The following is a 25,429-nucleotide window of genomic DNA, read 5'->3' as shown; positions in this document are numbered from 1 at the left end:
GCATAAAAAGAATGAACGGCTGGCAATTGGCGTGCATGTCGTAGTCTGTTCCTGCTGGCATTCGAAATGTAGATACTGTTAGCTTGCGTAATCGCACATTTCAAAGCCATCGTCCTCCATGCGCATCGCCAAACGGCACGGGCTTGACATAAAACACCTACCTGATAAAGTCAGTGGCACATCAATACGAAGGCAAAATTGCCTGATAATCAATAGTTAGCGTTCATCCATAAGACATTCATGGCATTCGTTTCAGAATCACTGGCATCGACTGTCAGCAGCTTTGTATCAGAGCACGAGCACGCTCGAGCCTTGATCACCGAGAAAGGAGAGCGAAATACGAGATGGGTCGATGCTCAGTCAAATTCGGTGTTGTATCTGCTATCGAAAGAGGACGTCGCACACGGTATCGCTTCCTTTGAATGGCTCTTTTTTGTCGACTCGGTTGCGCTGAGCTTACGGACATCAGGTCACGTTGGCCCTAGCGCAGCATCTTGGCAACTTCAGCGTGTTTCATCTACTCAGGCGATCCCAGAGTACCAAAGAACAAGGCTGCTTCATCTGATAAAGGACGCATCAAGGGCCTACATGAAGTGGTATGACAGACAGTTCTGGGAAGCTGAAGTTTGGCTTGATAGCAACCTGTCAATTGACAGCAAAAGCACCAAGTGGCTGGATATGAACGGAATGGGTGACGATAATCGCTAACCCGGCTCTCAAACTCGCTCCCTCTGGTCGCCCGCGCCGGTTAGCTCTAGGTTAGCGCGCAGTGGGTCTTTCCAAGTCAGTCAGTAGCCTCGATGAAATCGAGGGCTCGAAGGCCACCACCCTTAAAATTTGCCTATGTTAGTCTGATGATGGATGGCCGACACCCTCGATTCCGCTAACGCTGCATCGAGGCTACACAAAACCTACCCCGGACTTGCAATCTCAGAGGCTATCCATTCCACTGCGATCACTAAAGCCGAAGCCCGGTAGGGTACGCACCGCGTACCTTTTGGCTGCCAAAAAAGCCATTAAACGGTACGCAGTGCTACCCTACATCTGATATGCAATTAGCATTTGATCGAGCGTTATAGGCTCCGAACCGGACAGACAGAAAGGAAGGAAGGAAGGAAGCCCAACAGCCCAGTTCTGACCACTCTCGTCGGTCCACCTTCGTAAATATTGCGCACCAACAAACCTCAAACCGCCCCCCGCAGTTCCACCGGCCGCCCCATACAAAGCCGCAGATATACTCTAGCGATGGCGATGCCGTTGATCACGAACGATACGGTAATCGGCGCGGCAAACCAGGGATGTTGGCTGCTGGCATGCGACAAGAGCAAGTCCTCGCCCAAGAATACCGGCGTGATCGGAAAGCCAACCAGACCTAAGAAACTCAAAAATAGCATCAGCGACCAACCGGGCCGGGTTTCGGCGAAGGCGCGAAATACAAAAGGTTCGTCGGCGAAATGGTAATGTCTCAACAAAACGCTAAGCGCCACAATCCCCAAAGCCCAGGAGGGAATGATGCCGCTGAAAAACAACGCGACATCGTACCAAGCGGCAGGCACCATCAACCACACCGCCACGCCGGCCAAAATACTGCTCAAGGCCACGCTATGCCAAACCTGGAACGGGCTGCGTTTGTTGCTAAATGCGCTTAAAGACACGACCGCCATCGCCAGGGAGATCGGCATGGACAAATAGATTCTGGCCACGCTGCTTACGCCGGACGCGGCGATGGCAATGATCGCCAACAGCGCGAGGCCCGCCAAAATTTTGATCCACAGACTCACCCCGTTCAATTGCCGGCCCAGGTTTTTCAGCGGTTCCCACAAAATTTTCTTCACCAACAATTCCAACTGCCCTTCCTGCAAGGCAAAGACATACAAGGTATTTTGCAATACATCAGGCAAGGAATCGCGAATCGACGCCGGCAAAAACGTCAGTTGTTCATTGTTTTTAATATAAAAATCGCTATCGACATTGCCTTCCACCCGCAGTAAATGCGCCACGATGGATGGCGACACCAACAACTGATAGCAGCGCAAAAAGGCATTACCCATAAAGTGCAGCAACACCAAGTCTTCCAGACCTAATGCCAACTCGACAAACATAATCCCCACTTGCGCGATGGATGCATAAGCCACCTGCCCTTTGATATTGGATTGAGTTTTCTCCGCCAAGGTGGCAACAAACACCGTCAAAACGCCGATGCTGAGCACAATCAAACGCGGCAGGTAGTGATAACTCCAGATCGGCATGGTCCGCAATAACAAAAACACACCCAGATGAATCGATAGCGCCCCGTAGAATATGGCGCTGGACGGCGTCGGCCCTTCCATGGCCCGGGGCAGCCAGAAGCTAAACGGAAACTGCGCCGATTTGCCGGAAGCAGCCAAAATGATCAGCCAGGATAAAATCGACAACGACGCATAGCCGGCGGGCGGAATATTATTGGGATCGAACATAGTCAACAACTGGCTAAAATGCTGACTTTCGTGAAACAGCAGATGGCTCATCCAGGTACCCACCAGCAAGCCGACATCGCAAAAACGATAAATGGTATAGGCGCGTAAGGCATTGCGCACGGGCTGCGGCCGATGCCGGTAGAAGGCAATCAGCAGGAATGAGGAGATGCCGACGATCTCCCAACCCGCAAACAGCATATCGATACTGCCGGACAGCACGATCAGATTCAAGCCAAAGGCAAACCCAAAAATGGCCTGAAAGAAGCGTTTGTAGCCCGCTTCGCGGTGTAGATAAACCCGGCAATATTTGACAATGGCCGAGAACACCGCCCACACCACAAATAAATACACGGCGCCGACTCGATCCAGAAAAAACAGCAAAGGGAATTGGTAATCGTCGTGTTGATACAACACCAGCCATTGATATTCAAAGTTGGCAAAGCCATGGGCGGCCCATGCAGCCAGTAAACCTAGCACAGCCACCCCTTTGATTCGGGTCATCCACAGGCTGATCGCGGCAATTCGATGTTCGTTGTCCGGGCTGAAAAAAATCAGCAAAAACCCAAGCAATGGCAATAACACACACGCCAATAATAAAGCACTCACGCCTGTCTCCTTGCCAATTGGTGGACCGGAATCGTTCGGGTTTGTCCGACAATAATTTTTTCCGAGTGACTGGCAACCGGCAACGGCCTGCCGGCGGCTGGTTCGGCCACTTTCCAGCCATCGCTGCTGTACAAATACAGGGCGCGGCTCACCGGATCGCAAGCCACAAAACGTATCCACTCGTTATCCAGCCATTCCCGCCAGCCGCCCAACATAGCAATGGCCTGATCGGCAATCGCGGTTGTTTGCTCTACAACCATTAACAAGCGCGCCGGCTCGTGCACCTCGACCATTTGCGACGGCAAGCCAGTGCGCAAATCGCCCTCGACGCCGTTGGCCACGCCCAACAAACCGATCACGTTATGCGGCAGTTTGGTGCCGGCACCGTAGACGGAATTGTCGATGCGCGAAAACAGGTACTCCAGATTGATACCGCCGCACACGGGAATGACCGCTGACAACACTTTCACCAAGATCGAACCATCGCTATCACTGTTGGGATCGTAGGATTGCAAAAACGCCCTTCTATCCAAGAATAGATGCCGGGTCAAGTCGCGCCGCCCCACCACACAATACAGATTATTGGAATGATTGAGTTCCGGGCGCGGCTCGAAAATCGACGAAGCCCGCGCCACCACATGACTATGCGCTTCCGCGTTGTTATGCGATTTCGGCCCCAGTTCAAACCAGCGGCAGCGTTCGCGCGCGTTGCGCTGCAAGGCATGCTGCATACTGTGTTGGAAATTGTGAAACTCGTGACGCGCGGCCTTATCCAGCTGTTGCTGATCGAAGTAAGTGATCTCATCGCGACTGGTATTGTGCAAAGCGGGGACAAAATGCGTACCGGAAGGAATGTCTATCCCCCGCTCCCGCAAAATCTCTCGTACCTGCGGGTGGTTGGCCATCCAGGCAAAGGCCCGCGCGTTCGGCGCACCGGGCTTACCGGAGCAAGCACCGCAGTCATAAGCAGCGAAATGTGGATTGTTGACGCTACTGGAGCCATGTGCGACCACCATAATCAAGGGCGCGAACTGTTTAGTCAGACCAATATTGCGCAACAAACCACTCACTCGATCCGCCATTTCCATCAACGAAAATCCCAGCAGGTAGCCGTCCTCATTCAGTTCGTCGCTCTCCCGCAATAGATGTAAATGACCATGCGCCTCCACTTCGCTCAAGCTTTGGATGCCCGGCAACTGGCCGCCTGGGCGCAACACACTCCAACCCAACCTTAAGGCGTAGGCCAAGCCCAAGGTTTGCGTATACAACCAACCACGCAACATAGAATGCGCGCCAAAATGCAGCGTCGACAGCGACTCGCCCTTCTCGGCTTTGTCGGCTTTTGGCGTATCGGTCGATTCCAAAATGAGATGTTTGGGTTTAATCACCACCGGACACTGGGCCACCGGATACGCATCGTCCAAGCCTTGGTAGAGAAAATCGATACCAAAAAATCCCGGTGCGCCGAAGGTTTCGATACCCGGATCCATTTCTTCCAGATAGCGGCGCAGCGAGCATTCTCTGTCATCAATGCAAAATAGTGCCTGCACTTTGGGCGCTTGCTCCGCTGACGGGTTAATGGGCGCTTGCTCGCGCAAGGCTATGAGCAATTCAGAATGCAGGGACCATTCCATTGCCTCGTGCCACACCCGCATTTTCAGCGGTACCTGCGGCTGGGTGGCATCGCGCTCCAGTAACGGAATAGCGTGTAAATTCGGTAGCTGGGCGATCTGTAAAAACCGATGTCCGTGCTTTTTATCGATAAACGCCAACTCGCACGCCAGCTCCACCGCTAACAATTCTTTCAGCGAAATAGCCCGTGGCGCCAACAACACATTCGGCTGGGTTTCGATTATCCGCACCATCCCGGACCAACCGGGATGTGCCAGCAACACTTCCAATAGATATTGCCCGTACAAGGTTTCATCGCCGACGATTTTGCCCAGGCAATTCAAAATCACCCGATCCGGACCGGCGTCCAGCATTTGCCGCACCACCGGCTGATGGAACGGATACAAGGGCAATAGGCTGTTTTGCACCAAACGTAACACGCAATCCCAAAACCGCTCGTCCGGCTTCGGCATGGCCCAACGGCTTATGCCCTGATCAAGAAAATTACTTAACAATCTGAACATCACCGGATGCACCATCCCGTTCAAGTCGATTTCCAGATGATTGAGCCAAGCAGTGCGGATACCGTGGTTAGCCAACGACTGCGGCGGGTAATGGCTATGATCATCCGGCTCAAACAAAGACGACCGCAAAGACTGCTCTTGATAGACGCTGCAATTGGCCTGAGCAATCGCCCATTCCAGCGCTTGATCGCTGATCCGGCCTTCGTCATAGCGTTTCAGATAATCGGCCAAAGGCAAATAGCTTTTCGCGCCATATACCTGCGCCGCCACCGCCACCCCTTCGTGAAACGGATAGTCCTGCACGGCATGCAAGGTGTTGTGGTGAATAAAATCCTTAATAGGCCCCTGGCTGGGCAGCCAATGGGCGATGTGGTCGATAGCCGCATTGAGATCGAACGCAGCTTTGTGAACATTGTGATGGGCAGAAGCAGACATCTGTAACTTAAACCTCGCTAGTCAAACAGAAGTTGAGGCAAACAGCCTCTTATGCTTAACACAGCATAGTGCGTGCCAAATCCCTAAACACCGGGACACCAACGCTTCCAGACTATTACTTAAACCCCAAGCCAAGCCCCATCGGTGCAAATAAACCACCCAATTGGTTGAAGCTGACGAATCAACCAGGCCAATCAATCAAATCGACAACCATTTTCCGGGCAAGCACGTCCACAACCCTTGATATTTCTGCACTGACGCAGTTCATGCAAAACTGGCATGTTTCTCGCTGCACTTTGGTTTTCCTAGGCTACTTGAGAAAGACCATGACCACATCCTCTTCGGCCACCTTGCCTAAATCCGGGCTCCCCGGTTTAATCGAAAACTGGCGTAGCGATCTGCTATCCGGGTTTTTAGTATTTTTGATTGCCCTGCCTTTGTGCCTGGGTATCGCCATGGCGTCAGGCTTTCCGCCCATGTCCGGCATCATCACCGCGATTATCGGCGGCGTGGTGGTTTCCCGAATCAATGGCTCGTATGTCACGATCAACGGTCCGGCGGCCGGTTTGATCGTGGTGATCGTTGATGCCGTACAATCCTTGGGACAAGGCGATGCGATGGCCGGTTATCGCTACACGCTGGCCGCCATTGTCATCGCCAGCGTGTTGCAAGTGCTGCTGGGCGTGTTTAAGGCCGGCAAGCTCAGTGCCTTTTTCCCCTCATCCGTGGTACACGGCATGCTGGCAGCCATCGGCATCATCATCATGGCTAAGCAGATTCATACCTTGCTGGGGGTTAAACCGGAAGCGAAAAGCCTGTTGGGGACCATCGCCGAAATCCCGCACTCGCTGATGGACATGAATCCGGAAGTGTCGCTGATCGGCTTGCTTGGCTTGTTGCTGTTGATACTTTGGTCAGTGATCAAACATCCCACTTTAAAAATGATCCCCGCCCCGCTGCTGGTGGTATTACTCGGCTTGGCCTTGGGTCAGTATTTTGATTTGGACCATATCCACCAATACCTGTTTTTGCCGGATGCCGCGATTCTGCCGCACCATGAATTCAGCGTCGGCCCGTCATTTTTGGTAGCGGTACCGGAACATTTTCTGGCCGGATTTTATCTGCCCGACTTTTCCAAAATCACCACCGGCGAATTTTGGCTTGCGGTGTTAACCATCTGGCTGGTGGGCAGTTTGGAAAGCCTGTTAAGCGCCTCGGCCGTGGACAAACTGGACCCGTATAAGCGCAGTTCCAACCTGAATCGCGATTTAACCGCAGTCGGTATCGGCAATGTGATTGCCGGCATGTGCGGCGGTTTGCCGATGATTGCCGAGATCGTCCGTAGCTCCGCCAACATCAATAACGGCGCAAAAACCGGCTGGGCCAACTTCTTTCATGGCTTATTTCTGCTGATCTTCGTGGCGCTGTTTCCCAAACTGATTCACGAAATCCCGTTGTCGGCTCTGGCCGCACTGTTAGTGTTCACCGGTTTTCGCTTGGCCTCACCCAAAGAATTTGCGAAACCCCTGGCCGTCGGTGTGGATAATTTTGCCGTCTTCGTCATCACGATTCTCGGTGTGTTGGCGACCGACTTGCTGGTTGGCGTGGCGATCGGCATCGCCGTGGAACTGGCAATACATGTCAGCCGTGGCCTCAAGCTGCGCAACGCCTTTTCGATGGCTTTTCATGTGCGTCAAACCGATGCCGATACCCATCACATTGCGGTATCCGGCGCGGCGGTGTTTTCCAACTTCATCACCTTGAAAAGCTTGCTGGCCGATTTTCCGCAACGCAAAACCGTATTTTTTGATTTGACCGAAGCCAATTTAATCGACCATACGGTCATGGAATTCATCCACCATTTTGCCGAAGATTACAACCAAGCCGGCGGCCGTTGCCAAATTGTCGGCTTGGACGATCACGAAAGCTATTCCGACCACCATCTCGCGGCGCGGCGCAAAATTGCACTCTGACCCGGCTCAGGCGCACGCGACGGCAACAGCAGTCGCGTGACGCCCCAGCCGTCCTCGGCACCACACCTTAACAACCCCGCCAAAAGCCCGTTCCTCTCCCGATAACACCGGGAGATACAGACGCTTTTGCTTAAATTTTGGAGAATCGTCATGCACACACTATCGCGAACATTATGGTATTCCTGCTGCGTATGCTCGCTACTGGCTATTTCGACCGCTGTAAACGCTACTGAATTACTTGAAGACTCCGGTGCCTGGTTACAAGCCGTGGCCGAAGGCAGCATGAGCTTTATCGATCCGAGCTTGAAAAACGGCCGGGTCTGGGTAGAGGGCCAATCGCGCTTCGATGGCGATTGGGGCCATTGGTACCAAGGCATGGCCCGCACCGCTGTGGGTTATTCCCTGAGCGACCGCGCCACAATCTGGGCCGGTTACACTTGGCTACCGACTCAAAACATCGGTAAATCTTATGTCTCGCAACAGGATATTTGGCCGGCATTTCGGTATGTATTGCCCACGGAGATCGGCACTTTTACCTTCCGGACCATGTGGGAAACCAACTTTTTAAATGGCAGCCAATTACGCGAACGTCCCCGGCAAATGATCAAATTCATGCATCCGCTTGAGTTCGAACCGCGCTTTAGCCTGATTGCTTGGGATGAAGCCTTTTACCGGGTCAATTCCACCACCTTCGGCGGCAAGTCCGGATTTGATCAAAATCGGGCGTTTGCCGGCTTCGGCTGGAGCTTCAACAAAAACGTTAGAACCGAACTGGGCTATATGAACCAATATCTCGATAACGCCAATCACAGCGCGGCGACGATGCGGCATTTGGGGATGGCGTCGGTGTTTGTTAATTTTTAAGCAGCGGGCTTTAAACACCAGCGCCGCTCCAACAATTATCGAGGTCGCAGATGCCCATCAAAGCTATCCCCAAACAAGTAAAAGCATTTTGGCATCACCCGATCCAGGCACTATTCCAGCAGTTGCAAGCCGATGAACACGGTCTGACCCGGCAGGAATCCGTATCGCGGCTAAAACAGTATGGCGATAACCGTTTACAGAATCACAAACCGCCCAGCACTATCAGCTTATTTTTCGGGCAATTCAAAAGTTCGATTATTCTGATCCTGCTGTTTGCCACCGGCCTGTCCTTTTACCTACACGACAAACTCGATGCGCTGATCATCCTGAGCATTATTCTGATGAGCGCGCTGTTGGGCTTTTGGCAGGAAAAAGGCGCCGCCGACGCGGTCAGCAACTTACTGGCGATGGTGCAAATCCGGGTCGCCGTGTTGCGTGACGGCACTTTCCAAGAATTGCCCGCCGAACAAATCGTCCCCGGCGACATCGTGCAGTTGCGGGCTGGCGACGTGATTCCGGCCGATTGTCGGCTGCTAAGTTCCGACAACTTGTTCGTCGACGAAGCCATTCTCACCGGCGAAAGCTACCCCGCGGAAAAATACGTTACCGAATTACCGATCAACACCGGTCTCAGCCAACGCCAAAACTGCCTGTGGATGGGCTCGCACGTACAAAGCGGCAGCACCACGGCCCTGGCGGTCGCGACCGGTTCCGGCAGCGAATTTGGCAAACTCTCCGAACGCATCAAACTGAAAGCGCCGGAAACCGAATTCGAGCACGGCGTGCGCCGCTTCGGCTATCTACTGATGGAAGTCACGTTGATCCTGGTCATCATGATCTTTGCAATCAACGTCTATCTGGACAAACCGATCATGGACTCGTTTCTGTTCGCGCTGGCCCTGGCGGTCGGCTTGACGCCGCAGCTGTTACCGGCGGTGATCAGCATCAATCTGGCGCACGGCGCCAAACGCATGGCCGAGCAAAAGGTCATCGTTAAACAACTGGCCGCCATTGAAAACTTCGGCAGCATGAACGTGTTGTGTTCCGACAAGACCGGCACGCTGACCGAGGGCACGGTGCAACTGAAAGACACACTGGATATTGGCGGCCAGACCAGTGATAAAGTGGCGCGCTACGCTTATCTTAATTCCATATTCGAAACCGGCTTCAACAATCCCATCGATCAGGCCATCCGCCAATTCAAAACTTATGCTGTCGCCGAAAACGGCAAACTCGACGAAATCCCTTACGACTTCCATCGCAAGCGGCTCAGCATGCTGGTACAAGATCAAGGCGAAACCTTGATGATCTGCAAAGGTGCGTTGAACAATATCCTGGAAATTTGCGACACGGTGGAAAACGCCAACGGCGAGCTGCAGGCAATCGACGGCGTTTACGATGCCATTCAGCAACGCTACCGGGAATATAGCGGCCAGGGTTTTAGGACCCTGGGCATCGCTTACAAACCAATGCCCGGTAAGACAAAATTTGCCAAGAACGACGAAACCGGCTTGCGCTTCCTGGGTTTTTTGACCTTCTTCGACCCGCCGAAAGCCGACTGCGTGGAAACGATAAGCCTGTTACGCGAACAGGGCGTGACTTTGAAAATCATCACCGGCGATAACCGTTTGGTGGCGGAAACCGTGGCAGTTCAGTTGGGCTTAAACTCCCCGGCCATTTTGACCGGTATCGATCTGGCCGGGATGAGTGAAACAGCCCTGATTCATCGGGTTGCGCAGGTCAATTTGTTCGCCGAAATCGAACCTAATCAGAAAGAGCGCATCATCGTTGCTTTAAAGAAAGCCGGCTTCGTGGTCGGTTACATGGGCGACGGCATTAACGATGTCTCGGCGCTGCATGCTGCGGATGTGGGGATTTCGGTGGACAGCGCCGCCGACGTCGCCAAGCAAACCGCGCAAATCGTGTTGCTGGAAAAAAATCTGCGGGTATTGCTGGCGGGGATACGCGAAGGCCGCACGACCTTTGCCAACACCCTTAAGTATGTGTTCATGGCCACCAGCGCCAACTTCGGCAATATGTTCAGCATGGCCGGCGCTTCGCTGTTTTTGCCCTTTCTGCCGCTACTCCCCAAGCAAATCTTGCTAACCAATCTGCTGACCGATTTTCCGGAAATGACCATCGCTTCCGACAACGTCGATCCGGAAATGCTCGGCAAACCGCACCGCTGGGATATAGGCTTTATCCGTAAATTCATGATTACCTTCGGCATTATCAGCTCGGTGTTCGATTACCTGACCTTCGGCGTGCTGTTATGGCTGCAAGTGCCGGTGGAGCAATTTCGCACCGGCTGGTTTTGCGAATCGGTGATTTCCGCTGCGCTGATCGTGTTCGTGGTGCGCAGCCAAAACAGCTTATTCAGCAATCGCCCGGGCAAGTATTTGATGATCACCACCGCCACCATCGTCGCACTGACATCGGCATTGCCTTATACGCCTTTGGCGCCGTTCATAGGCTTTCAACCGCTGCCGGCGGCGATTATCGGCTGGCTGAGTTTGATCGTATTGCTTTACATCCTGACTGCAGAATTGGCGAAACGGATTTTCTATCGCCACGTAAACCTATAGCCGCCATAGTCCTTAAAAAATATTCAATGAAACACGCTCTCAATAACGACCTTTCCCACCACATTTTGCCCAATTCGGCCACGATGGTAGGTGTTTGCATTATGGTCATCAGCATCGTCAAAAGTCAGCCTTCAGGCATGGTCGGTTACGTGATCGACAAGGCGTTGGCAATAGACAGTTTGCTATTCACCATCAGTGCGTTGCTATCGTTCTTATCGATTCGGCTGGAGCGCTCAACCATAGGTTTGGAACGCTGGGCGGAAGTGCTTTTTATCATTGGGCTGGTGTCGATGACTGTCATTGCCCTCATTTTTTCTTTCGAAATTGTATGATTGATTTTCGCTTTCCCTGCGAATGCGGCAGACTCGCTTCGAAGCGAAATTTAACTTAACCCTAATGTGGAATTAACATTCAATTCATCGCCAAATAGTAATTTAGACCGCTCTAATTAATCTAAAGGCATTTGGAATATGAAAACGATAAAAAGCTTGTCAATACAGCTATTGGCAATTCTCTCGGTCTTATCTGCAATCCCTAGGGTTCAGGCTGCAACGATTATTCAAATCGGCCCAAGCGGAAAAACCTTTGCCTCGTCTATGGTTCAGTGTGCGGTAAATCCAGCCACCGGCCTGCAAGCGGCAACCGTTCAAACCGGCCTCTTCAACCCAAGGTCAAAAGATAAGGCCACGATTACCCTCAATGGCGGAATTGTGACCAAAGTTACCGCGTCGCAACCCGATGTCGCTGTCTGGCTTGTTGATGGTAATAACTCTGTTGTGGTCACCCTGTCTAGTAGAACAGCTGATACCTACGCCTTCACCGTACAACCGGGCTTCTGCGATCTACCCGATACGTCAGCTAACACTTTCAGCGCTGACGGCGTTCTCGAATACGCTGCCAGTAGAAAATCTTATACCACCGTCACCCCAGGCTGTGCCTTAAACCCGGCTAGCGGTAATTCCCAGTACTTCGTCAACCTGTTCGATAATGGCAGCTACCTATTAAACGTATCTGTCAATGGCACGCCGTTAACCCAATTGAACGGAACCACCCGAAAATCAGTACCCGTGTTTTTGGGGGCGGGTTTGAACGTAATCTCGGCAGCCAATGGCACGGTTTCCACCGACTACTACATTAGAGACGGCGGCAACGGCACTTGCACCTTACCGTAAATCAGAATAAGCGCCATGCCCTTTAAATGTCCCGGCAGTAACAGCATGGCGTCACTATTAACCCGGTCCTATTTATCACCGATATTCCGTTCGGGCTGAGCTGGTCGAAGCCTGATTTGGCGCACCCTTCTATAAACTCAGGATAAAAGGTATTTAAGGGCCGGGTTAATGACAACTTAGCAGACGCCACGGCTATTGCCGATGACATCATTAACTTGGTTAGTCATTTGCCGGAAGCATTGCTCCACCAGACTGCGTACGATAAAAAGAAAAAATGGTTGGCATTGGCCTTGAAGGGATTTCTTAAATTATGCCGGCAAAACTCAAGGTTGACGCGAAACAATAGACAAGGACCTGCTGCTGGCTTTACGATACTGAGTAAATTTACTCAGTATCGTAACATGAAATACACCCGCCCCCAGGAAGCGCTACTCAAAAACCGTCTCGGCGATCCAGTTCACTTTATCAACTTACTCGCCGGCCCAAGGCAGGTCGGCAAAACCACCATCATCCGCGACATTGTTTCAGCCAAGCCGACGCAAGGCTACTACATCTCAGTGGACGATGAACTCCCTGTCGGCTTTGATCCGTCCGCGACTATTTCCCCGCCGCAAAAGAAAGATAGGGGTTGGCTCGCCTTCCATTGGCAAGAAGCGAGAAACCGCACTGCCGCCTGGCTGAAAACTGCGCACAGCGGCGACATCTTTGTATTTGCGATAGACGAAATCCAAAAAATCGAGGATTGGTCCGACATCGTCAAGGGCTTATGGGATGCTGATCGCGCCAGTGGCGTACCGATGCATGTGGTGTTGCTCGGTTCCGCACCATTGTTGATGCAAAAAGGCTTGTCGGAGAGTCTGGCTGGACGTTATGAAACCCTGCCCGTCAGTCATTGGGGCTTTGCCGAAATGCAACAGGCCTTTGATTTCTCACTCGAACAATACATTTATTTCGGCGGTTATCCCGGCAGCGCCTGGCTGATAAAAGACGAAACGCGCTGGCGCCGCTACGTACGCGATAGCTTGATTCAGCCCAATATCGAAAAAGACATCCTGCAAATGGTGCGCATCAAAAATCCGATGCTGCTGAAACAGTTGTTCGAACTAGGTTGCCATTATTCCGGCCAGGAATTGTCGTTAACCAAAATTATAGCAAGCATCATCGAAGCCAAACACACCGAAACCTTGGCCGATTACCTGCATCTACTGACCGAAACCAAACTATTAGCTGGCCTGCATAAATACGCCGGCCAGGAAGTCCGCAAGCGCAATTCCGTGCCTAAACTGCATGTGTTCAACACAGCGCTGATGTCGGCGCTACAGGATTACAGCTTCGCCGAGGCACAGGCCGATCGCAGTTATTGGGGACGTTTGGTGGAAAGCAGCATCGGCGCGCATCTGCTCAATACCGCCGACGAAGACACCAAACTTTACTATTGGCGCGAAGGCAACCAGGAAGTCGATTTCGTGCTGGCTAAAGGCAAGAAACTGGCGGCGATAGAAGTCAAAAGCGCGCCCAAGCCGGTGGTATCGGCAGGGTTAAACGTGTTTGCCGAAAAATATCCCCACGCTACAAAAATTCTGGTCGGCGCGGGCGGTGTGCCGCTGGCGGAATTTCTGTCTCAACCTGCCGACGATTGGCTGGATTAATTCATGCTGTATCGCGTTCCCCGTACCGTTACCGAAAAAACAACGGATGATAGTCCCGCTGAAAGCCGTTCTATCGCCGACTACAGAGACCGACCGGCGTATGTGTTGTTAGGAGAACCGGGCGCCGGCAAATCCACACTGCTCGAAGAAGAAGCGGACAACACCGTCGATGGCTATTGCATTTCTGCCAGAGACTTTATTGATTTGGATAGCGATGAATGGCGGGGGAAAACCTTATTCATCGACGGCCTGGACGAAGCGCGGGCCGGCAAGGACGACGCGCGAACGCCATTGGGGGCCATTCGCGGCAAACTCAATAAATTAGGTTGCAAACGGTTCCGCATTTCCTGCCGCGAAGCCGATTGGCTGGGGGATTTGGATAACAAGGATTTAGCCAAAGTCAGCCCGACTCAAGAAATCGTTCAACTGTATTTAAACCCTTTAAATCCCGGCGACGTTAAAACCATACTCGTCAACGATGACCGAGTCGGTGATGGAGATGATTTAATCGAAAACGCGGAACGTTTCGGGTTGACCGGTTTGCTGGACAACCCGCAAACCCTGAATATGTTGATTGATGCCGTTGCGGGGGAAGGAGACTGGCCGAACACCAAGCAACAGGTATATCGCCTAGCGTCGAAAAAACTAGCGACGGAACTCAACAAAGGGCATCGGGTCGCCGAAAAATCCCCCGTCAACACTCCTACCTTACTCGAGACCGCCGGTTTACTATGCGCGATTCAACTGCTCGCAAACTTGTCCGGCTTCAATGACGGCCCGGCTCAACCGGGTCGCGTTAGCCTTACTGATCTCAACCTTCCCCCGGCAACCCGTACCGCCTTAAAAACCCGCCTGTTCAGAAAGAACCGAGACGAATACAGCTATGTTCATCGTAGCGTCGCGGAGTATCTCGCAGCGCACTTCATCGCAGGCAAGATCAAGGATGGCTTATTGGTCAATCGGGTATTGGCGTTAACGACCGGCGTGGACGGTGGCATCGTTGCTGCGTTGCGCGGCTTGATGGCCTGGTTGGCCGTATTGTCGGAGCCCGCGCGCGACCGGTTGATTGAAATCGATCCTTTGGGCTTAGTGGTGTATGGGGATGTGCAGTTGTTTTCGACGCAAACCAAATCCAGGCTATTAAGCGCATTGATTCGGGAAGCACAAACCACAGGTTTTCCCAACCGCGATTGGCATACCACGGCATTTTCGGCCTTATGCACAAAGGATATGGCGGGCGATCTAAAGCAGGTGCTCGGCAATCTGGGACGTAGCGATGGTGAGCAGTATTTGCTGTATTGCTTGTTACAAGGGCTATGCCACACGGAAAATGAACTAAATATAAGTCTTCAATTATTGGCGGTTATTAGAGACAAAACGTATTGGGAAGCCATTAGAAGCTACGCCTTGAGCGCTTTTTGTCAACTATATCCAGATGATTATGAAAGTTTATTGGTCGTTGCGGAAGACATTCACAATAAAGTTATTGAAGACTCGCGCAATGATTTATTAGCAATTTTATTAAGAAAGCTGTACTTATTAAAAATAAAACCTGCGGATATTATTCGATTTATAGGTAAGCAGGGTGGCGGCAGTAGAATCTCTTGCATTCATTTTTGGAAAAATGAATTTTTGCATGGAATAGGTAATAACGAATTACCGAACGTCTTGGATGAATTTGTTCGCATTGGGACTGAGAAAATACATGCTGCATTAGATGACTTATTCGATGTCGTTGGCGATTTATTGGCAATAGGATTAACTTTGCATGGTCCGTCAATTTCTGATGAAAGGCTTTATTGTTGGTTATCGATCGGTATTGACGAATACGATGAATGCAAGTTACCTCAAGAATACAAGGCAAAAATCTCGGGATGGCTGGAAACAAACCCTGAAGTTTTTTTTAATTTGCTCTCGGAGGGCTTGAAACGAATAGAAAGCAAGGAAAATATAGAACATGCGATTGCTTTGATATTTGTGCGCTTCCGAAATGCCGCCCCGCCGAAAAACTTGGGTGCCTGGTGGTTAAGCATAGCACTGACCGAAATCGATCCAGATAAAAAAATCTCTTATTTTAAACAGGCATTCTCGACACTCTATAACCAAGACAGCGCCTTGACTCTTGAAGAAATTAGTGAATGGGTCTTTCAGCACCCTGAGTTTAGCGAAGTATTTAATGAGCTAAAGTTTTGCCCGATTCCGGAATGGTGGAAAAAAAGGATCGAATCAAAAGCTAAGTGGCAGAAACAACGCGAACGGGAATTGGCTGGAAAATTAAGTTTTTTTTATAAAAATTTGGATGGCATTGCTACTGGCAAGATTCAATCTTCTGTTTATGATCAAATTTCACAATATTTTGATCATCGAGTTAGTGTAAGCGGAAAATCCAATGAGCAGCGATTGGCTGAGTATCTAAATCATGATGAAACTTTGATTTCGGCAGCGAAAAGTGGATTGCGAAAGATATTGGATAGAACTGATATTCCTGGAGCGGAAGAAATATTGGCGACTGATGTAAAAAATGAATATCACTATATCAGGCGGCCGTTCCTAATATGCATTGAAAGTTTGTATTTGGAAAATAATAGTTTTTTAGAAGGTTTAAACGATGATTTAATTAATAGTGCACTTGCGTTTTGTTTTACGCAAGGAACATTCGAAGACGAATGGTTTAAATCATTATGCTATTCTCGGCCTGATTCTGTTGCTAAAGCCTATTTCGATTACATCGCAACCTTACTAAATGCCAAGGCTAAATTTATTCATGGCATTTCTTATTTTAACTCTGACGCTCACGGCTTACCGATAGCCCGTCGCATTGTATTGCCGTTACTCGAAAAATATCCGGTTCGCGGCTACAAAGATCACATCCACCATCTTAAATATTTATTGAAAGCGGCTATCTCTCAGGCTGACAAAAACTCGTTGTTAGCTCTAATTGAAAAAAAATTAGCTTGCAAAGGCATGGATTTAGCACAGCGTATTTATTGGCTTGCCACGGGGTTGGTCATTGATCCAAGCATTTACGAAACGAAGATCAAACTGGAAATGACCGACAACGCTATCCGTATCAATCATTTGTCTTCGTTCTTATTGCCGATGCATGGTAACGAACCCTACTTCAGCCTTGAAAGGGTTACTACGATAGGTATGCTGCTAGCGTTGCTGGCACCCCGCTGTCAACCAGTTTGGCCTAGAGGAGGCGGATTGGTTACGCGAGCGATGGAAGAACGGGATTATGTTCGGTATTTGATAAACAACTTGGCGGAAAATCCCGAAAACGAAGCCGCAAAGGTTCTGGCCGAATTACTCGAACAACCAAAATTGATTGCCTGGCACCCGCTAATCCACGACGCCCAACAAACCCAACAAATCAGCCGCAGGGAAGCGTTGTATAAGCATCCCGACGCTTCCCAAGTTATCGAAACGCTAAACAACCGAAAACCGGCCAATGTCGCCGATCTTTCGGTGCTGGCGATGGATTGTTTGCGGCAATTGGCGGAGGGAATGCACACCAGCGAGACTAACCGCTACCAACATTTCTGGAATTTAAAAGGCAAAGAAACTGTAGCCCCTACAGAACCTTACTCCGAGGAAGATCCAAGATACGAAGAGGTTGGACGTAATTATTTGGTTGATCTTCTCAAGCCGATGCTGGCGAATTACGAAGTCGCCGTCGAACCGGAAGCATTGCAAGCCAATGAGAAGCGCGCCGACATCAAGTTATCCTTCATCCATGGAGGCCGATCTTATTACCTGCCCATCGAAATCAAACGCGATTATCACCGCGAATTATGGAAAGCCATCCACCTACAATTGATACCGCTTTACACCATCTCGCCGGAAACCGAAGGCCGTGGCTTGTATTTGGTTTTTTGGTTTAACTTTAAAAGGTTGCCGACTCATCCAGACGGCCTGCCGCCGCCTAAATCCGCCGCCAAACTGGAAGAAATGCTGAAGGCCACATTGACACCGGCGGAACGAAAATTAATCGACGTCTTCGTGCTTGACGTTTCTGCAACAACGCCATCAAAACTAAATTAAGACGGCCTGCAACTGGTTTTAAATCAACGCTTGATTTTAGCTAAATCCGAGGCCGTGGGGACATGTCCGAGTATGCGTAAACATCACAAACTTCGGGCAGGGTATTTAGGTGTTTTGGCTAGCGTTGGCGTAACAAGCAAACGGGGTAATTGTGTCACAGCTATTAAAATTCCGGACATCCGCGTAGCGCAAAATTGCAGTCACCGCCTATAAGCTAACCTCAAACAAGAAATGACCGATCCCAACGCTTCTAACCTTCAATGACTGTCACTGAATACGGGCGTCATTAAGCCGAAACCGGTGGCCGATTTCCCGAGGGAAATACTCACAAGGCCAACTAAACAGCCTTTTGATGTGCAGTGCGGTTATCGGCCAAGCGGTAAGCCACGCGCATACTCAGCAGCAAAGCCAGTACAAGCGCAAATATCATGGGTCTGCTTAGATCTTTTTTCACCAGCCAGCCAAAATGCACCACGCCGGCAATCGCGCAGGGATAAATTAAGCGATGTAATGCCCGCCAGCGTTTGCCGCCCAGACGGCGGATAATGGCGTCATTTGAGGTCAAGGCCAGCGGAATCAGCACCATAAATGCGCTAAAGCCGATAGTAATGTAAGGGCGTTTCAGGATGTCTTTAGCGATTGCCAGCCAATCGAAATATTGATCCAAAACCAAGTAGATAGCAAAGTGCAACGACGCATAAAAAAACGCAAACAAACCCAGCATGCGCCGCAAGCGCATCAGCCATAAGCAGCCCGACAGACGCCGCAGCGGCGTGACCGCCAAAGTGATCAGCAAAAAACTCAAAGCCGAATACCCGGTAACGTGGGTCATTTTTTCAATGGGATTGGCGCCCAATTCATCCGCATAAGCGGCGACGGCCAATTTGGCGAACGGCAGCAAAGCCGTCAGAAATACGGCCGCTTTCACCCAAAACAGTACACGGTTGTCGAGATTTTTGATGGTCATGGCTTAAAAATTCCGCTGCAAGTCCATGCCGGCGTACAGTGCCGCCACTTCGTCGGCATAGCCGTTGAAAATCAGGGTTTTGCGTTTCAGAAACTCGCCGATGCGCCGCTCCTTGGCCTGGCTCCAACGCGGATGATCGACCTCGGGATTAACGTTGGCGTAAAAGCCGTATTCACCCGGCCCGGCTTTCATCCAACTGGTCAGAGGTTGCTGTTCGACCAGCCGGATTTTGACAATGGATTTGGCACTTTTAAACCCGTATTTCCAAGGCATGACGATGCGGACCGGCGCGCCGTTTTGCTTGGGCAAAACTTGCCCGTACAAACCAAAGGTCAACAACGTCAAAGGATGCATGGCTTCGTCCATCCGCAAACCTTCGCGGTAGGGCCAATCCAGCACCGCGGACTTTTGTCCCGGCATTTGGGCCGAATCGTGCAGGCTGACAAATTCAACGAACTTGGCATTGCCGGTCGGTTCCACCCGCTTGAGCAATTCCGCCAGCGAATAGCCGAGCCAAGGCACTACCATCGACCAGGCTTCTACACAGCGCAGGCGATAAACCCGCTCTTCCAACTCCGCCATTTTCAGTAACTCGTCAATATCAAATACCTTGGATTTTTTCACTTCGCCTTCTACCGTAATAGTCCAAGGCCGGGTTTGCAGGCTACCGGCATTGATGGCCGGCTGATCTTTGCTGGTGCCGAACTCATAAAAGTTGTTGTATTCGGTAACAGCCTGCCGAGGTGTGAGTTCATCCGTCACGCTGTATTTAGATTTTCCAAGCCCGCCTAAATTATCCATCGCCCATAGTGTCTGCGGCCACACGGCCGCCAGCGCGGCACCGCCTGCCGTTTGCATAAATTTTCGCCGTTCCTGGAACAGGGCTTGCGGCGTGATTTCCGAGGAAGGGATAGCGGGTGGTTTATAGGGTTTCATTTCGATGAGCCTCTGCTCTATTAATTACGGTAATTCGCCAGCGGACTTAAGCTGCGGGCACGGCCAAGCCGACGGCGGTTTTTACTATTTGCTCCGGATCGGGTGATAACAGCGCGACCGAGTCCGACGCCGGCAGGCCGTTCCAAATTTCAATAAAGCGTTTCGCGGTCGGCAAACCTACTGATTTGTCCGCATTTTCTTGGCCATGCGCAGAAACCCAAGCCTTGCATAATCCGGCCATGTCGGCCTTACAGACTGCATAGTAGGGTTGCTCGTTATCGCTTGGGCCGCGCAGGAAAGTGGATACGCAGATGATGTTGCTCGGTGCCGCGGCGGTAGCGGTTTGCCCGCCCCGTTCGGCAAACTCTTTCAGCGCCTGTCTGACGCATAAAAATTGCTCGACCAGATTTTGCCGCAACATTTCCCGCCATTGCTCCTGATCTATACCACCAGTCGGCACAGCAAGCGCCAGATCGGCATTCGTCACCAGCACATTCAAGCGGCCCCAATAGGCGGCGAGTACATCGAACATACTGCTAATCTGGCTCTCCCGGCTAACATCCGCCTGAAATATCATGGCTTGTCCCTGCTTAACCCTAATCCGCTGGGCGATGCGGTCCGCTGCCGCACTTTCGTGCGGATAATTGAGCAACACCTTGGCACCGGCAGCGGCAAACGCCTCCGCCGCCACCGCGCCGATGCCGCAGTCGCCGCGAACCACCAACGCGGTTTGCCCCGATAGCGGCGCTCCGCCGTTCGGGACGTTCATGCATTCTCCCGTTTTAATGCCGACCTGACTGCGCCAACATTCACTGGGAACAAGTAGCGGCAGATTAATTCATCAAGCGACAGTTTGCCCGGACCCTGCAAGCAACAGATCAACAACATGACACCCCATTGTTTATGTTGCTCAATGCCGGCGCTACCCAAATCCGGGTAGGAAATCACCGCGACGATATTGAATAAAAACAGCACTATTGCCGCGGCGCGCCCGCAAAGACCCAGGGCCGATAAGGCCGGACCGATAAGTTCGACTGCGGTCGCCAGCACCGCTGCCAACCCGGCGGGCAATAGCGGCACGGCGTATTCGTTTTCGAAGAGATATAAGGTGCTGTCCCAGCTTTGGAGTTTCAGCAATCCAGAAATCCAGAACGCATAAGCAACCCAGCAGCGCAGCAGCAAACTGCTCAACGGAGTCAAACTGCCCAGTAACAGGCCGCAGCGACGGCCCCAGCTTTGCGGCCGATAAAACGGCGCTAATAATTTGGCAATGATGTGTGTATGCATGTGTTAGACATCCGCGAGATAAAAATCGGTTAACAGGCCTTTAAGCAAGCAGTGTTGCAGCAGGATAGGCACATTTGCATCGGGGTGATCAGTGAGCACGGTCTCGACTGTTCGGCTTAGCGTCGTGCCAACAGCCAACAACCGTAGCAATTGATATTCCGCTTGATCCAGACTATCGATTTCCACCTGTCGATCCAGACGGTACAGCAACAAGCAACAAGCTCCGTTACGCAAATCGATGTATTCCCGGCCGGCGTCATCGGCCTGGTTATTGGCCCAGATCCGGGCTATTGGATACTCCGAGGCGATGAAGCGTGCGCTGGGATGCAGCCTGAAAACCAAGCGGCCGTAGGCAGCGGGATCGATCTGCGCCAACGCTGTAGCGGACAGTATCGGCGCATCGGCAGCGTGGTAGGCTTCGTGCCACAGCCACTCCAGCTTGGCGACATCGGCTAAATACGCCAAACTTTGCGCCTTGGCAAACCCGCTTATCAGCTCGGAAAAGTGCGCGCCGTATTCGAGCAGACAGGCAGAATGCGGCGGATAGCTTTGGATGTAAGCGGCGGCCAGCCCGGCAAAAAAGCCCTCGCCGACCAGACGGTTCACGACCGGATAGCTGTCGCGTAATGCCGCCGTTAAACCAAGCAGGGTATTATTTCGATAAATGGCCAGGCGTTGCTCGGCACTCAGGCCCTTCGACTTAACGCCCACCGGCAGTTGCTGGGATTCTTGCAACACAAAGCGGGAAAAATCCCGCTGTAACTCACGCAGCCTGTGCATAAACCTGCTCCATAACCCTGTCGGCTTTTGCGGCTTCCGCCACCAACACCGGCCAGGGCGGCAGATCGGCATCCCATTCGATCAAGGTCGGACGGCAACCGAAACTCTGTATGGCTGTTTGATAGAGTTGCCAGACCGCATCGCTGACCGGCGCGTTATGGGTGTCGATCAGAATGCTCTGCTCGCCGAATTGATTGACGGCATGCCCGGCCAGATGAATTTCGCCAACCTTGTCTGCGGCTATGTCGTTTAAATACGCCAGCGCCTGCCAGCCGTGATTTACGCAAGAGACGTAAAGGTTGTTCACGTCCAACAAAATCCCGCAGCCGCAACGCCGGGTAAGTTCGTTGAGAAATTCGCTTTCCGTATAGCTGGAAAAGCCGTATTCCAAATAACTGGAAGGATTCTCGATCAACAGCGGTCTGCCTAAATAATCTTGTGCCTGCGAGATGCGCGCAGCTAAATGGGCCAACGTCTCATCGGTATAGGGTAAAGGCAGCAGATCGTTCATGTACCTGCCGCCAAAGGCACTCCAGCTTAAATGCTCGGACACCAGCCCCGGTTCGATCCGCTGAATCAGATCGCGCAGTTGCCGTAAGTGTTGCCGATTCAACGCATCGACGGACCCCAGCGACATGCCAACCCCATGCAAGCTGATCGGATAATCGGCTCGGATGGCTTCCAAGTCGCGTAACGGAATACCGCCGTTGCCAAAGTAGTTTTCGCTATGGACTTCCAACCACGCAGGCCGAATGGGTTGGTTTAGGGCATCCCGGTGATGCTGAGAGCGAAGGCCGATTCCGGCTTGCGCCGGAATCGCCGAACTCACTGATACCTGTTTAGCGAGTGGCTTCGTGAGAGTCATGTGGTACTCGATTTAATGGTGAAAGGGTGTCGTCTAAACAGCGCAGAACCTTGTGAGCGGGATGCCGGCAATCGCTGCCGGCATGACTGCGCTCTTTAATGGTTCGCGCGGCCTAGTAACCGGCGCCTGTGCCGTTATTTCATGTCCGCGGGCGCTTCCATGCTACCGCCGACGATGCGCTCGCAAGTGCCGGCAGGCACGGCGATAAAGGCATCTTTTTGATTATCGGCGGTGGAATGTCCGGCACAGGCATTAGACAGCGTTTTGCAGTCGTTTTTGCCGGCTTTGGCTACGCCGTAACATTTCTCCATATCTTTTTTGTCGGCGGCAAAAGCTGCCGATGCCAAACCTGATGCCCCTAATACAATCAAAGAAGCCATGGCGGTCGATACAACAGTGTTTACGTTTTTCATCAGTCTTTTCCTAGTCGTTAAGTGATTTAGTAGAGTCCACCGATTTCCCGGCAGACGCTTAACTAATGGCAAGCGGCATGCCAAAACGCTTTAAAATAAAACATGCAAATAAAAACAAACACTTATAAATTACCAAGCAAATTCAAGCCGTATCCCAATCGCCGAAAATCCACCAATAGTTGTGGCTGCCGCGAATAGTTGCGGCTTGGTGTTGTGGCGGCCGCTGGTTAGAATGCTATTCAGTGCAAGCAACCGGACCATTTCACTCATGCAAACTGTCGACTCGTCGGAACTGGCCATACTGCGGGCGCTGGTGGAAGGCACCGTGCAAACCACCGGCGAGGATTTTTTAAGATCGCTGGTGCGTAGTCTGTGCACGGCCATTGGAGTAGCGAACGGCTTTATCGCCGAATTCACCAGCGATAAAACCCGGATAAGGTCCTTGGCCTTCTGGGAGCACGGTCAATTTATAGACAATCAGGAATGGGAACTGGCCGGCACCCCCTGCGTCGATGTGCTGGCCGGCAAGTTGTGCCATTACCCGTCGGACTTGGCGAAAATCTTCCCCAAGGAAGAAGGCATAGAAAGTTATCTCGGCGTGCCCTTGCAAGACGCCGACGGCCAAATCCTCGGCCACCTGGCGATATTCGACGAACGGGCAATGCCCGAAGAACCCCGCTTGCTCTATACCTTCAAGATTTTCGCGGCCCGGGCGGCGGCGGAGCTGAACCGGATTCGGGTAGAAGAACTGCGGCAGCAGAGCGAACAGCGCTATAAGGATTTGTTCGACGAAGCGCCGATTGCTTATGTGCACGAGGACACCGATACCCGTTTCCAGGCCGCCAACCAGGCCGCCATGCGCATCCTGGGCATCACGCCGGAACAAGTACCGGGTCTAATTGGCAGTTCCTTCGTACCCGACACGCCCGAAGCGCAACAACGCTTGCAGCTAGCGCTAAAATCCATCGAAGACGGTACGAATAGCGATGGCGTCGTGCTGGAATTGCGCCGCAGGGATAACGATCAGCCGATTTGGATACAGTGGTGGTCCAAACTCGACCCCAGCCGGCAATACATGCGCACCATGTTTATCGACATTACCGAACGGGTGTTGATGGAACGGGAGCAAGCCAGGCTGCAAGCGCAAAACCTGTATTTACAGGAAGAAATTAAATCGACGCATAATTTCGACGACATCATCGGCCGCAGTCCGGCGCTGCAATCCTTGTTAAACCAAGTCCAGCGCGTCGCGCAGACTGACGCCTCGGTATTGATCCAAGGCGAATCGGGTACCGGTAAAGAACTGATCGCCCGCGCCATTCACGCCGCCAGTCCCCGGAAAAACCGGCCATTGATTAAAGTCAATTGCGCCGCCTTGCCGTCCAGTTTGATTGAAAGCGAATTATTCGGTCACGAAAAAGGCGCATTCACCGGCGCTATCAACAAACGCATCGGCCGCTTTGAATTGGCCGAGGGCGGCACGCTGTTCCTTGATGAAGTCGGTGAGATTCCGTTGGATGTGCAGGTCAAATTGTTGCGGGTGATTCAAGAACGCGAATTCGAGCGGGTGGGCGGGCAAGTACCCATCAAGATGGATGTGCGGGTGATTACCGCGACGAACAGGGATCTGCTGACGGAAGTAGCGGAAAAAAATTTCCGCGAAGACCTGTTTTACCGTCTGAATGTGTTTCCGCTGACCACGCCGCCGCTGCGGGAACGGCTGGAAGATATTCCGCTGTTGGTGAACTTTTTGATCGCTAAATTCGCGCCGAAAATCGGTAAAAAAATCACCGGCGTCAGTGCCAGATCGATGCAGCGTTTGCAGAGTTATCGCTGGCCGGGCAATATCCGCGAGCTGGAAAATATCATCGAACGGGCCGTGATCCTCACCGATACGCCTATGCTGGAAATCGGCCCGGAACAGTTGCCCGCGACGGCCGACGCCGGCCTAAAACTCGTGGCAGCAGGCGGCGGCGACAGCCTGGATAGCATCGCTAAAGAGCACATCCTCAGCGTCCTGGAACAAACCCGCTGGGTCATTGAAGGCCCCAATGGCGCCGCGCAACGCCTCAATTTAAAACCAAGCACCCTGCGTTACCGCATGCAAAAATTGGGGATCGCCAAAACCAGTCGCTAGCGATGGCCGTTTCGAGAAAACGCTATCCCCCAGGCCTTTCGGGCTGAGCGGCGGCGCCCCAAACAGCAGGAATGCTGAATAAGGCTGATAAAAAACTTGCCCCATGGTATCTCCGACATTTCGGT

Annotated in this window: 18 protein-coding genes; 9 read left to right on the top strand and 9 right to left on the bottom strand. The window is 51.9% G+C overall.

Annotated features, from left to right (window positions below):
- The first annotated feature begins 240 nt into the window (after positions 1-240).
- A complete protein-coding gene (locus CWO84_RS12335; RefSeq protein ID WP_101052937.1) occupies positions 241-708 on the top strand; it encodes a hypothetical protein in 468 nt (155 codons plus the stop codon).
- 476 nt (positions 709-1,184) lie between these two features.
- Here CWO84_RS12335 and CWO84_RS12330 read toward each other — a convergent pair whose 3' ends face one another.
- Both CWO84_RS12330 and CWO84_RS12325 read right to left on the bottom strand, forming a co-directional pair.
- The gene (locus tag CWO84_RS12330; RefSeq protein WP_101052935.1) at positions 1,185-3,062 is read right to left on the bottom strand and encodes a proton-conducting transporter membrane subunit; all 1,878 of its coding nucleotides are present in this window, start codon (positions 3,060-3,062) and stop codon (positions 1,185-1,187) included.
- A complete protein-coding gene (locus CWO84_RS12325) occupies positions 3,059-5,632 on the bottom strand; it encodes a DUF2309 domain-containing protein (protein ID WP_101052933.1) in 2,574 nt (857 codons plus the stop codon). Before CWO84_RS12325 ends, CWO84_RS12330 begins: the two co-directional genes overlap by 4 nt.
- A 326-nt stretch (positions 5,633-5,958) precedes the next feature.
- Between CWO84_RS12325 and CWO84_RS12320 the strand changes: the two genes are divergently transcribed.
- The 7 genes from CWO84_RS12320 (at position 5,959) to CWO84_RS12290 (ending at position 17,919) form a co-directional block, all read left to right on the top strand.
- On the top strand, positions 5,959-7,605 hold the full coding sequence (locus CWO84_RS12320; RefSeq protein WP_101052931.1) for a SulP family inorganic anion transporter: 1,647 nt from the start codon (positions 5,959-5,961) through the stop codon (positions 7,603-7,605).
- Between the two features lie 150 nt (positions 7,606-7,755).
- On the top strand, positions 7,756-8,469 hold the full coding sequence (locus CWO84_RS12315; protein WP_101052929.1) for a DUF2490 domain-containing protein: 714 nt from the start codon (positions 7,756-7,758) through the stop codon (positions 8,467-8,469).
- Positions 8,470-8,519: 50 nt separating this feature from the next.
- On the top strand, positions 8,520-11,054 hold the full coding sequence (mgtA, locus tag CWO84_RS12310) for a magnesium-translocating P-type ATPase (protein ID WP_101052928.1): 2,535 nt from the start codon (positions 8,520-8,522) through the stop codon (positions 11,052-11,054).
- Between the two features lie 26 nt (positions 11,055-11,080).
- Entirely contained in the window at positions 11,081-11,386 is a 306-nt protein-coding gene (locus CWO84_RS12305; protein WP_033157960.1) for a hypothetical protein, read from the top strand.
- A gap of 138 nt (positions 11,387-11,524) precedes the next feature.
- Complete coding sequence (locus tag CWO84_RS12300; RefSeq protein ID WP_240618035.1) at positions 11,525-12,226, top strand: hypothetical protein; 702 nt, start codon at positions 11,525-11,527, stop codon at positions 12,224-12,226.
- 401 nt (positions 12,227-12,627) lie between these two features.
- On the top strand, positions 12,628-13,875 hold the full coding sequence (locus CWO84_RS12295; RefSeq protein WP_101052926.1) for an ATP-binding protein: 1,248 nt from the start codon (positions 12,628-12,630) through the stop codon (positions 13,873-13,875).
- Positions 13,876-13,878: 3 nt separating this feature from the next.
- The gene (locus CWO84_RS12290; RefSeq protein ID WP_101052924.1) at positions 13,879-17,919 is read left to right on the top strand and encodes a hypothetical protein; all 4,041 of its coding nucleotides are present in this window, start codon (positions 13,879-13,881) and stop codon (positions 17,917-17,919) included.
- Between the two features lie 337 nt (positions 17,920-18,256).
- Here CWO84_RS12290 and CWO84_RS12285 read toward each other — a convergent pair whose 3' ends face one another.
- The 7 genes from CWO84_RS12285 to CWO84_RS12255 all read right to left on the bottom strand — a co-directional run bounded on the left by CWO84_RS12285 (position 18,257) and on the right by CWO84_RS12255 (position 23,167).
- On the bottom strand, positions 18,257-18,886 hold the full coding sequence (locus tag CWO84_RS12285; RefSeq protein WP_101052922.1) for a protein-methionine-sulfoxide reductase heme-binding subunit MsrQ: 630 nt from the start codon (positions 18,884-18,886) through the stop codon (positions 18,257-18,259).
- 3 nt (positions 18,887-18,889) lie between these two features.
- Positions 18,890-19,822 carry a protein-methionine-sulfoxide reductase catalytic subunit MsrP gene (gene msrP, locus CWO84_RS12280; RefSeq protein WP_101052920.1) on the bottom strand — a complete coding sequence of 311 codons (933 nt, stop codon included), beginning with the start codon at positions 19,820-19,822 and terminating at the stop codon, positions 18,890-18,892.
- 46 nt (positions 19,823-19,868) lie between these two features.
- Positions 19,869-20,591 carry an SDR family NAD(P)-dependent oxidoreductase gene (locus tag CWO84_RS12275; protein WP_101052918.1) on the bottom strand — a complete coding sequence of 241 codons (723 nt, stop codon included), beginning with the start codon at positions 20,589-20,591 and terminating at the stop codon, positions 19,869-19,871.
- Positions 20,588-21,109, bottom strand: a complete 522-nt coding sequence (locus CWO84_RS12270; RefSeq protein ID WP_101052916.1) for a DoxX family protein — start codon at positions 21,107-21,109, stop codon at positions 20,588-20,590. The genes CWO84_RS12275 and CWO84_RS12270 overlap by 4 nt, the downstream gene beginning before the upstream one ends.
- A gap of 3 nt (positions 21,110-21,112) precedes the next feature.
- Positions 21,113-21,889, bottom strand: coding sequence for a putative DNA-binding domain-containing protein (locus CWO84_RS12265; RefSeq protein ID WP_165786311.1), 777 nt, complete (start codon positions 21,887-21,889; stop codon positions 21,113-21,115).
- On the bottom strand, positions 21,873-22,754 hold the full coding sequence (locus tag CWO84_RS12260; protein WP_101052912.1) for a DUF692 domain-containing protein: 882 nt from the start codon (positions 22,752-22,754) through the stop codon (positions 21,873-21,875). The genes CWO84_RS12265 and CWO84_RS12260 overlap by 17 nt, the downstream gene beginning before the upstream one ends.
- 134 nt (positions 22,755-22,888) lie before the next feature.
- The gene (locus CWO84_RS12255; protein WP_101052910.1) at positions 22,889-23,167 is read right to left on the bottom strand and encodes a DUF2282 domain-containing protein; all 279 of its coding nucleotides are present in this window, start codon (positions 23,165-23,167) and stop codon (positions 22,889-22,891) included.
- Between the two features lie 268 nt (positions 23,168-23,435).
- Between CWO84_RS12255 and CWO84_RS12250 the strand changes: the two genes are divergently transcribed.
- Positions 23,436-25,304 (top strand): sigma 54-interacting transcriptional regulator, encoded by a 1,869-nt coding sequence (locus CWO84_RS12250; protein ID WP_101052959.1) that lies wholly within the window; start codon positions 23,436-23,438, stop codon positions 25,302-25,304.
- Positions 25,305-25,429: the final 125 nt, after the last annotated feature.

Origin of the sequence: Methylomonas sp. Kb3 (assembly GCF_002834115.1) — a bacterium.
Taxonomy (GTDB): domain Bacteria; phylum Pseudomonadota; class Gammaproteobacteria; order Methylococcales; family Methylomonadaceae; genus Methylomonas; species Methylomonas defluvii.
Note: the sequence above shows the minus strand (reverse complement) of the source record. Positions and strands in the feature narration are given on the sequence as shown.

What these genes read in the sequence shown, in the direction of transcription:
- CWO84_RS12335 (WP_101052937.1), top strand. Translation starts at nt 241, where the DNA reads ATGGCATTCGTTTCAGAATCACTGGCATCGACTGTCAGCAGCTTTGTA.
- CWO84_RS12325 (WP_101052933.1), bottom strand. Translation starts at nt 5,632, where the DNA reads ATGTCTGCTTCTGCCCATCACAATGTTCACAAAGCTGCGTTCGATCTC.
- CWO84_RS12320 (WP_101052931.1), top strand. Translation starts at nt 5,959, where the DNA reads ATGACCACATCCTCTTCGGCCACCTTGCCTAAATCCGGGCTCCCCGGT.
- CWO84_RS12315 (WP_101052929.1), top strand. Translation starts at nt 7,756, where the DNA reads ATGCACACACTATCGCGAACATTATGGTATTCCTGCTGCGTATGCTCG.
- mgtA (WP_101052928.1), top strand. Translation starts at nt 8,520, where the DNA reads ATGCCCATCAAAGCTATCCCCAAACAAGTAAAAGCATTTTGGCATCAC.
- CWO84_RS12305 (WP_033157960.1), top strand. Translation starts at nt 11,081, where the DNA reads ATGAAACACGCTCTCAATAACGACCTTTCCCACCACATTTTGCCCAAT.
- CWO84_RS12300 (WP_240618035.1), top strand. Translation starts at nt 11,525, where the DNA reads ATGAAAACGATAAAAAGCTTGTCAATACAGCTATTGGCAATTCTCTCG.
- CWO84_RS12295 (WP_101052926.1), top strand. Translation starts at nt 12,628, where the DNA reads ATGAAATACACCCGCCCCCAGGAAGCGCTACTCAAAAACCGTCTCGGC.
- CWO84_RS12290 (WP_101052924.1), top strand. Translation starts at nt 13,879, where the DNA reads ATGCTGTATCGCGTTCCCCGTACCGTTACCGAAAAAACAACGGATGAT.
- CWO84_RS12285 (WP_101052922.1), bottom strand. Translation starts at nt 18,886, where the DNA reads ATGACCATCAAAAATCTCGACAACCGTGTACTGTTTTGGGTGAAAGCG.
- msrP (WP_101052920.1), bottom strand. Translation starts at nt 19,822, where the DNA reads ATGAAACCCTATAAACCACCCGCTATCCCTTCCTCGGAAATCACGCCG.
- CWO84_RS12275 (WP_101052918.1), bottom strand. Translation starts at nt 20,591, where the DNA reads ATGAACGTCCCGAACGGCGGAGCGCCGCTATCGGGGCAAACCGCGTTG.
- CWO84_RS12270 (WP_101052916.1), bottom strand. Translation starts at nt 21,109, where the DNA reads ATGCATACACACATCATTGCCAAATTATTAGCGCCGTTTTATCGGCCG.
- CWO84_RS12265 (WP_165786311.1), bottom strand. Translation starts at nt 21,889, where the DNA reads ATGCACAGGCTGCGTGAGTTACAGCGGGATTTTTCCCGCTTTGTGTTG.
- CWO84_RS12260 (WP_101052912.1), bottom strand. Translation starts at nt 22,754, where the DNA reads ATGACTCTCACGAAGCCACTCGCTAAACAGGTATCAGTGAGTTCGGCG.
- CWO84_RS12255 (WP_101052910.1), bottom strand. Translation starts at nt 23,167, where the DNA reads ATGAAAAACGTAAACACTGTTGTATCGACCGCCATGGCTTCTTTGATT.
- CWO84_RS12250 (WP_101052959.1), top strand. Translation starts at nt 23,436, where the DNA reads ATGCAAACTGTCGACTCGTCGGAACTGGCCATACTGCGGGCGCTGGTG.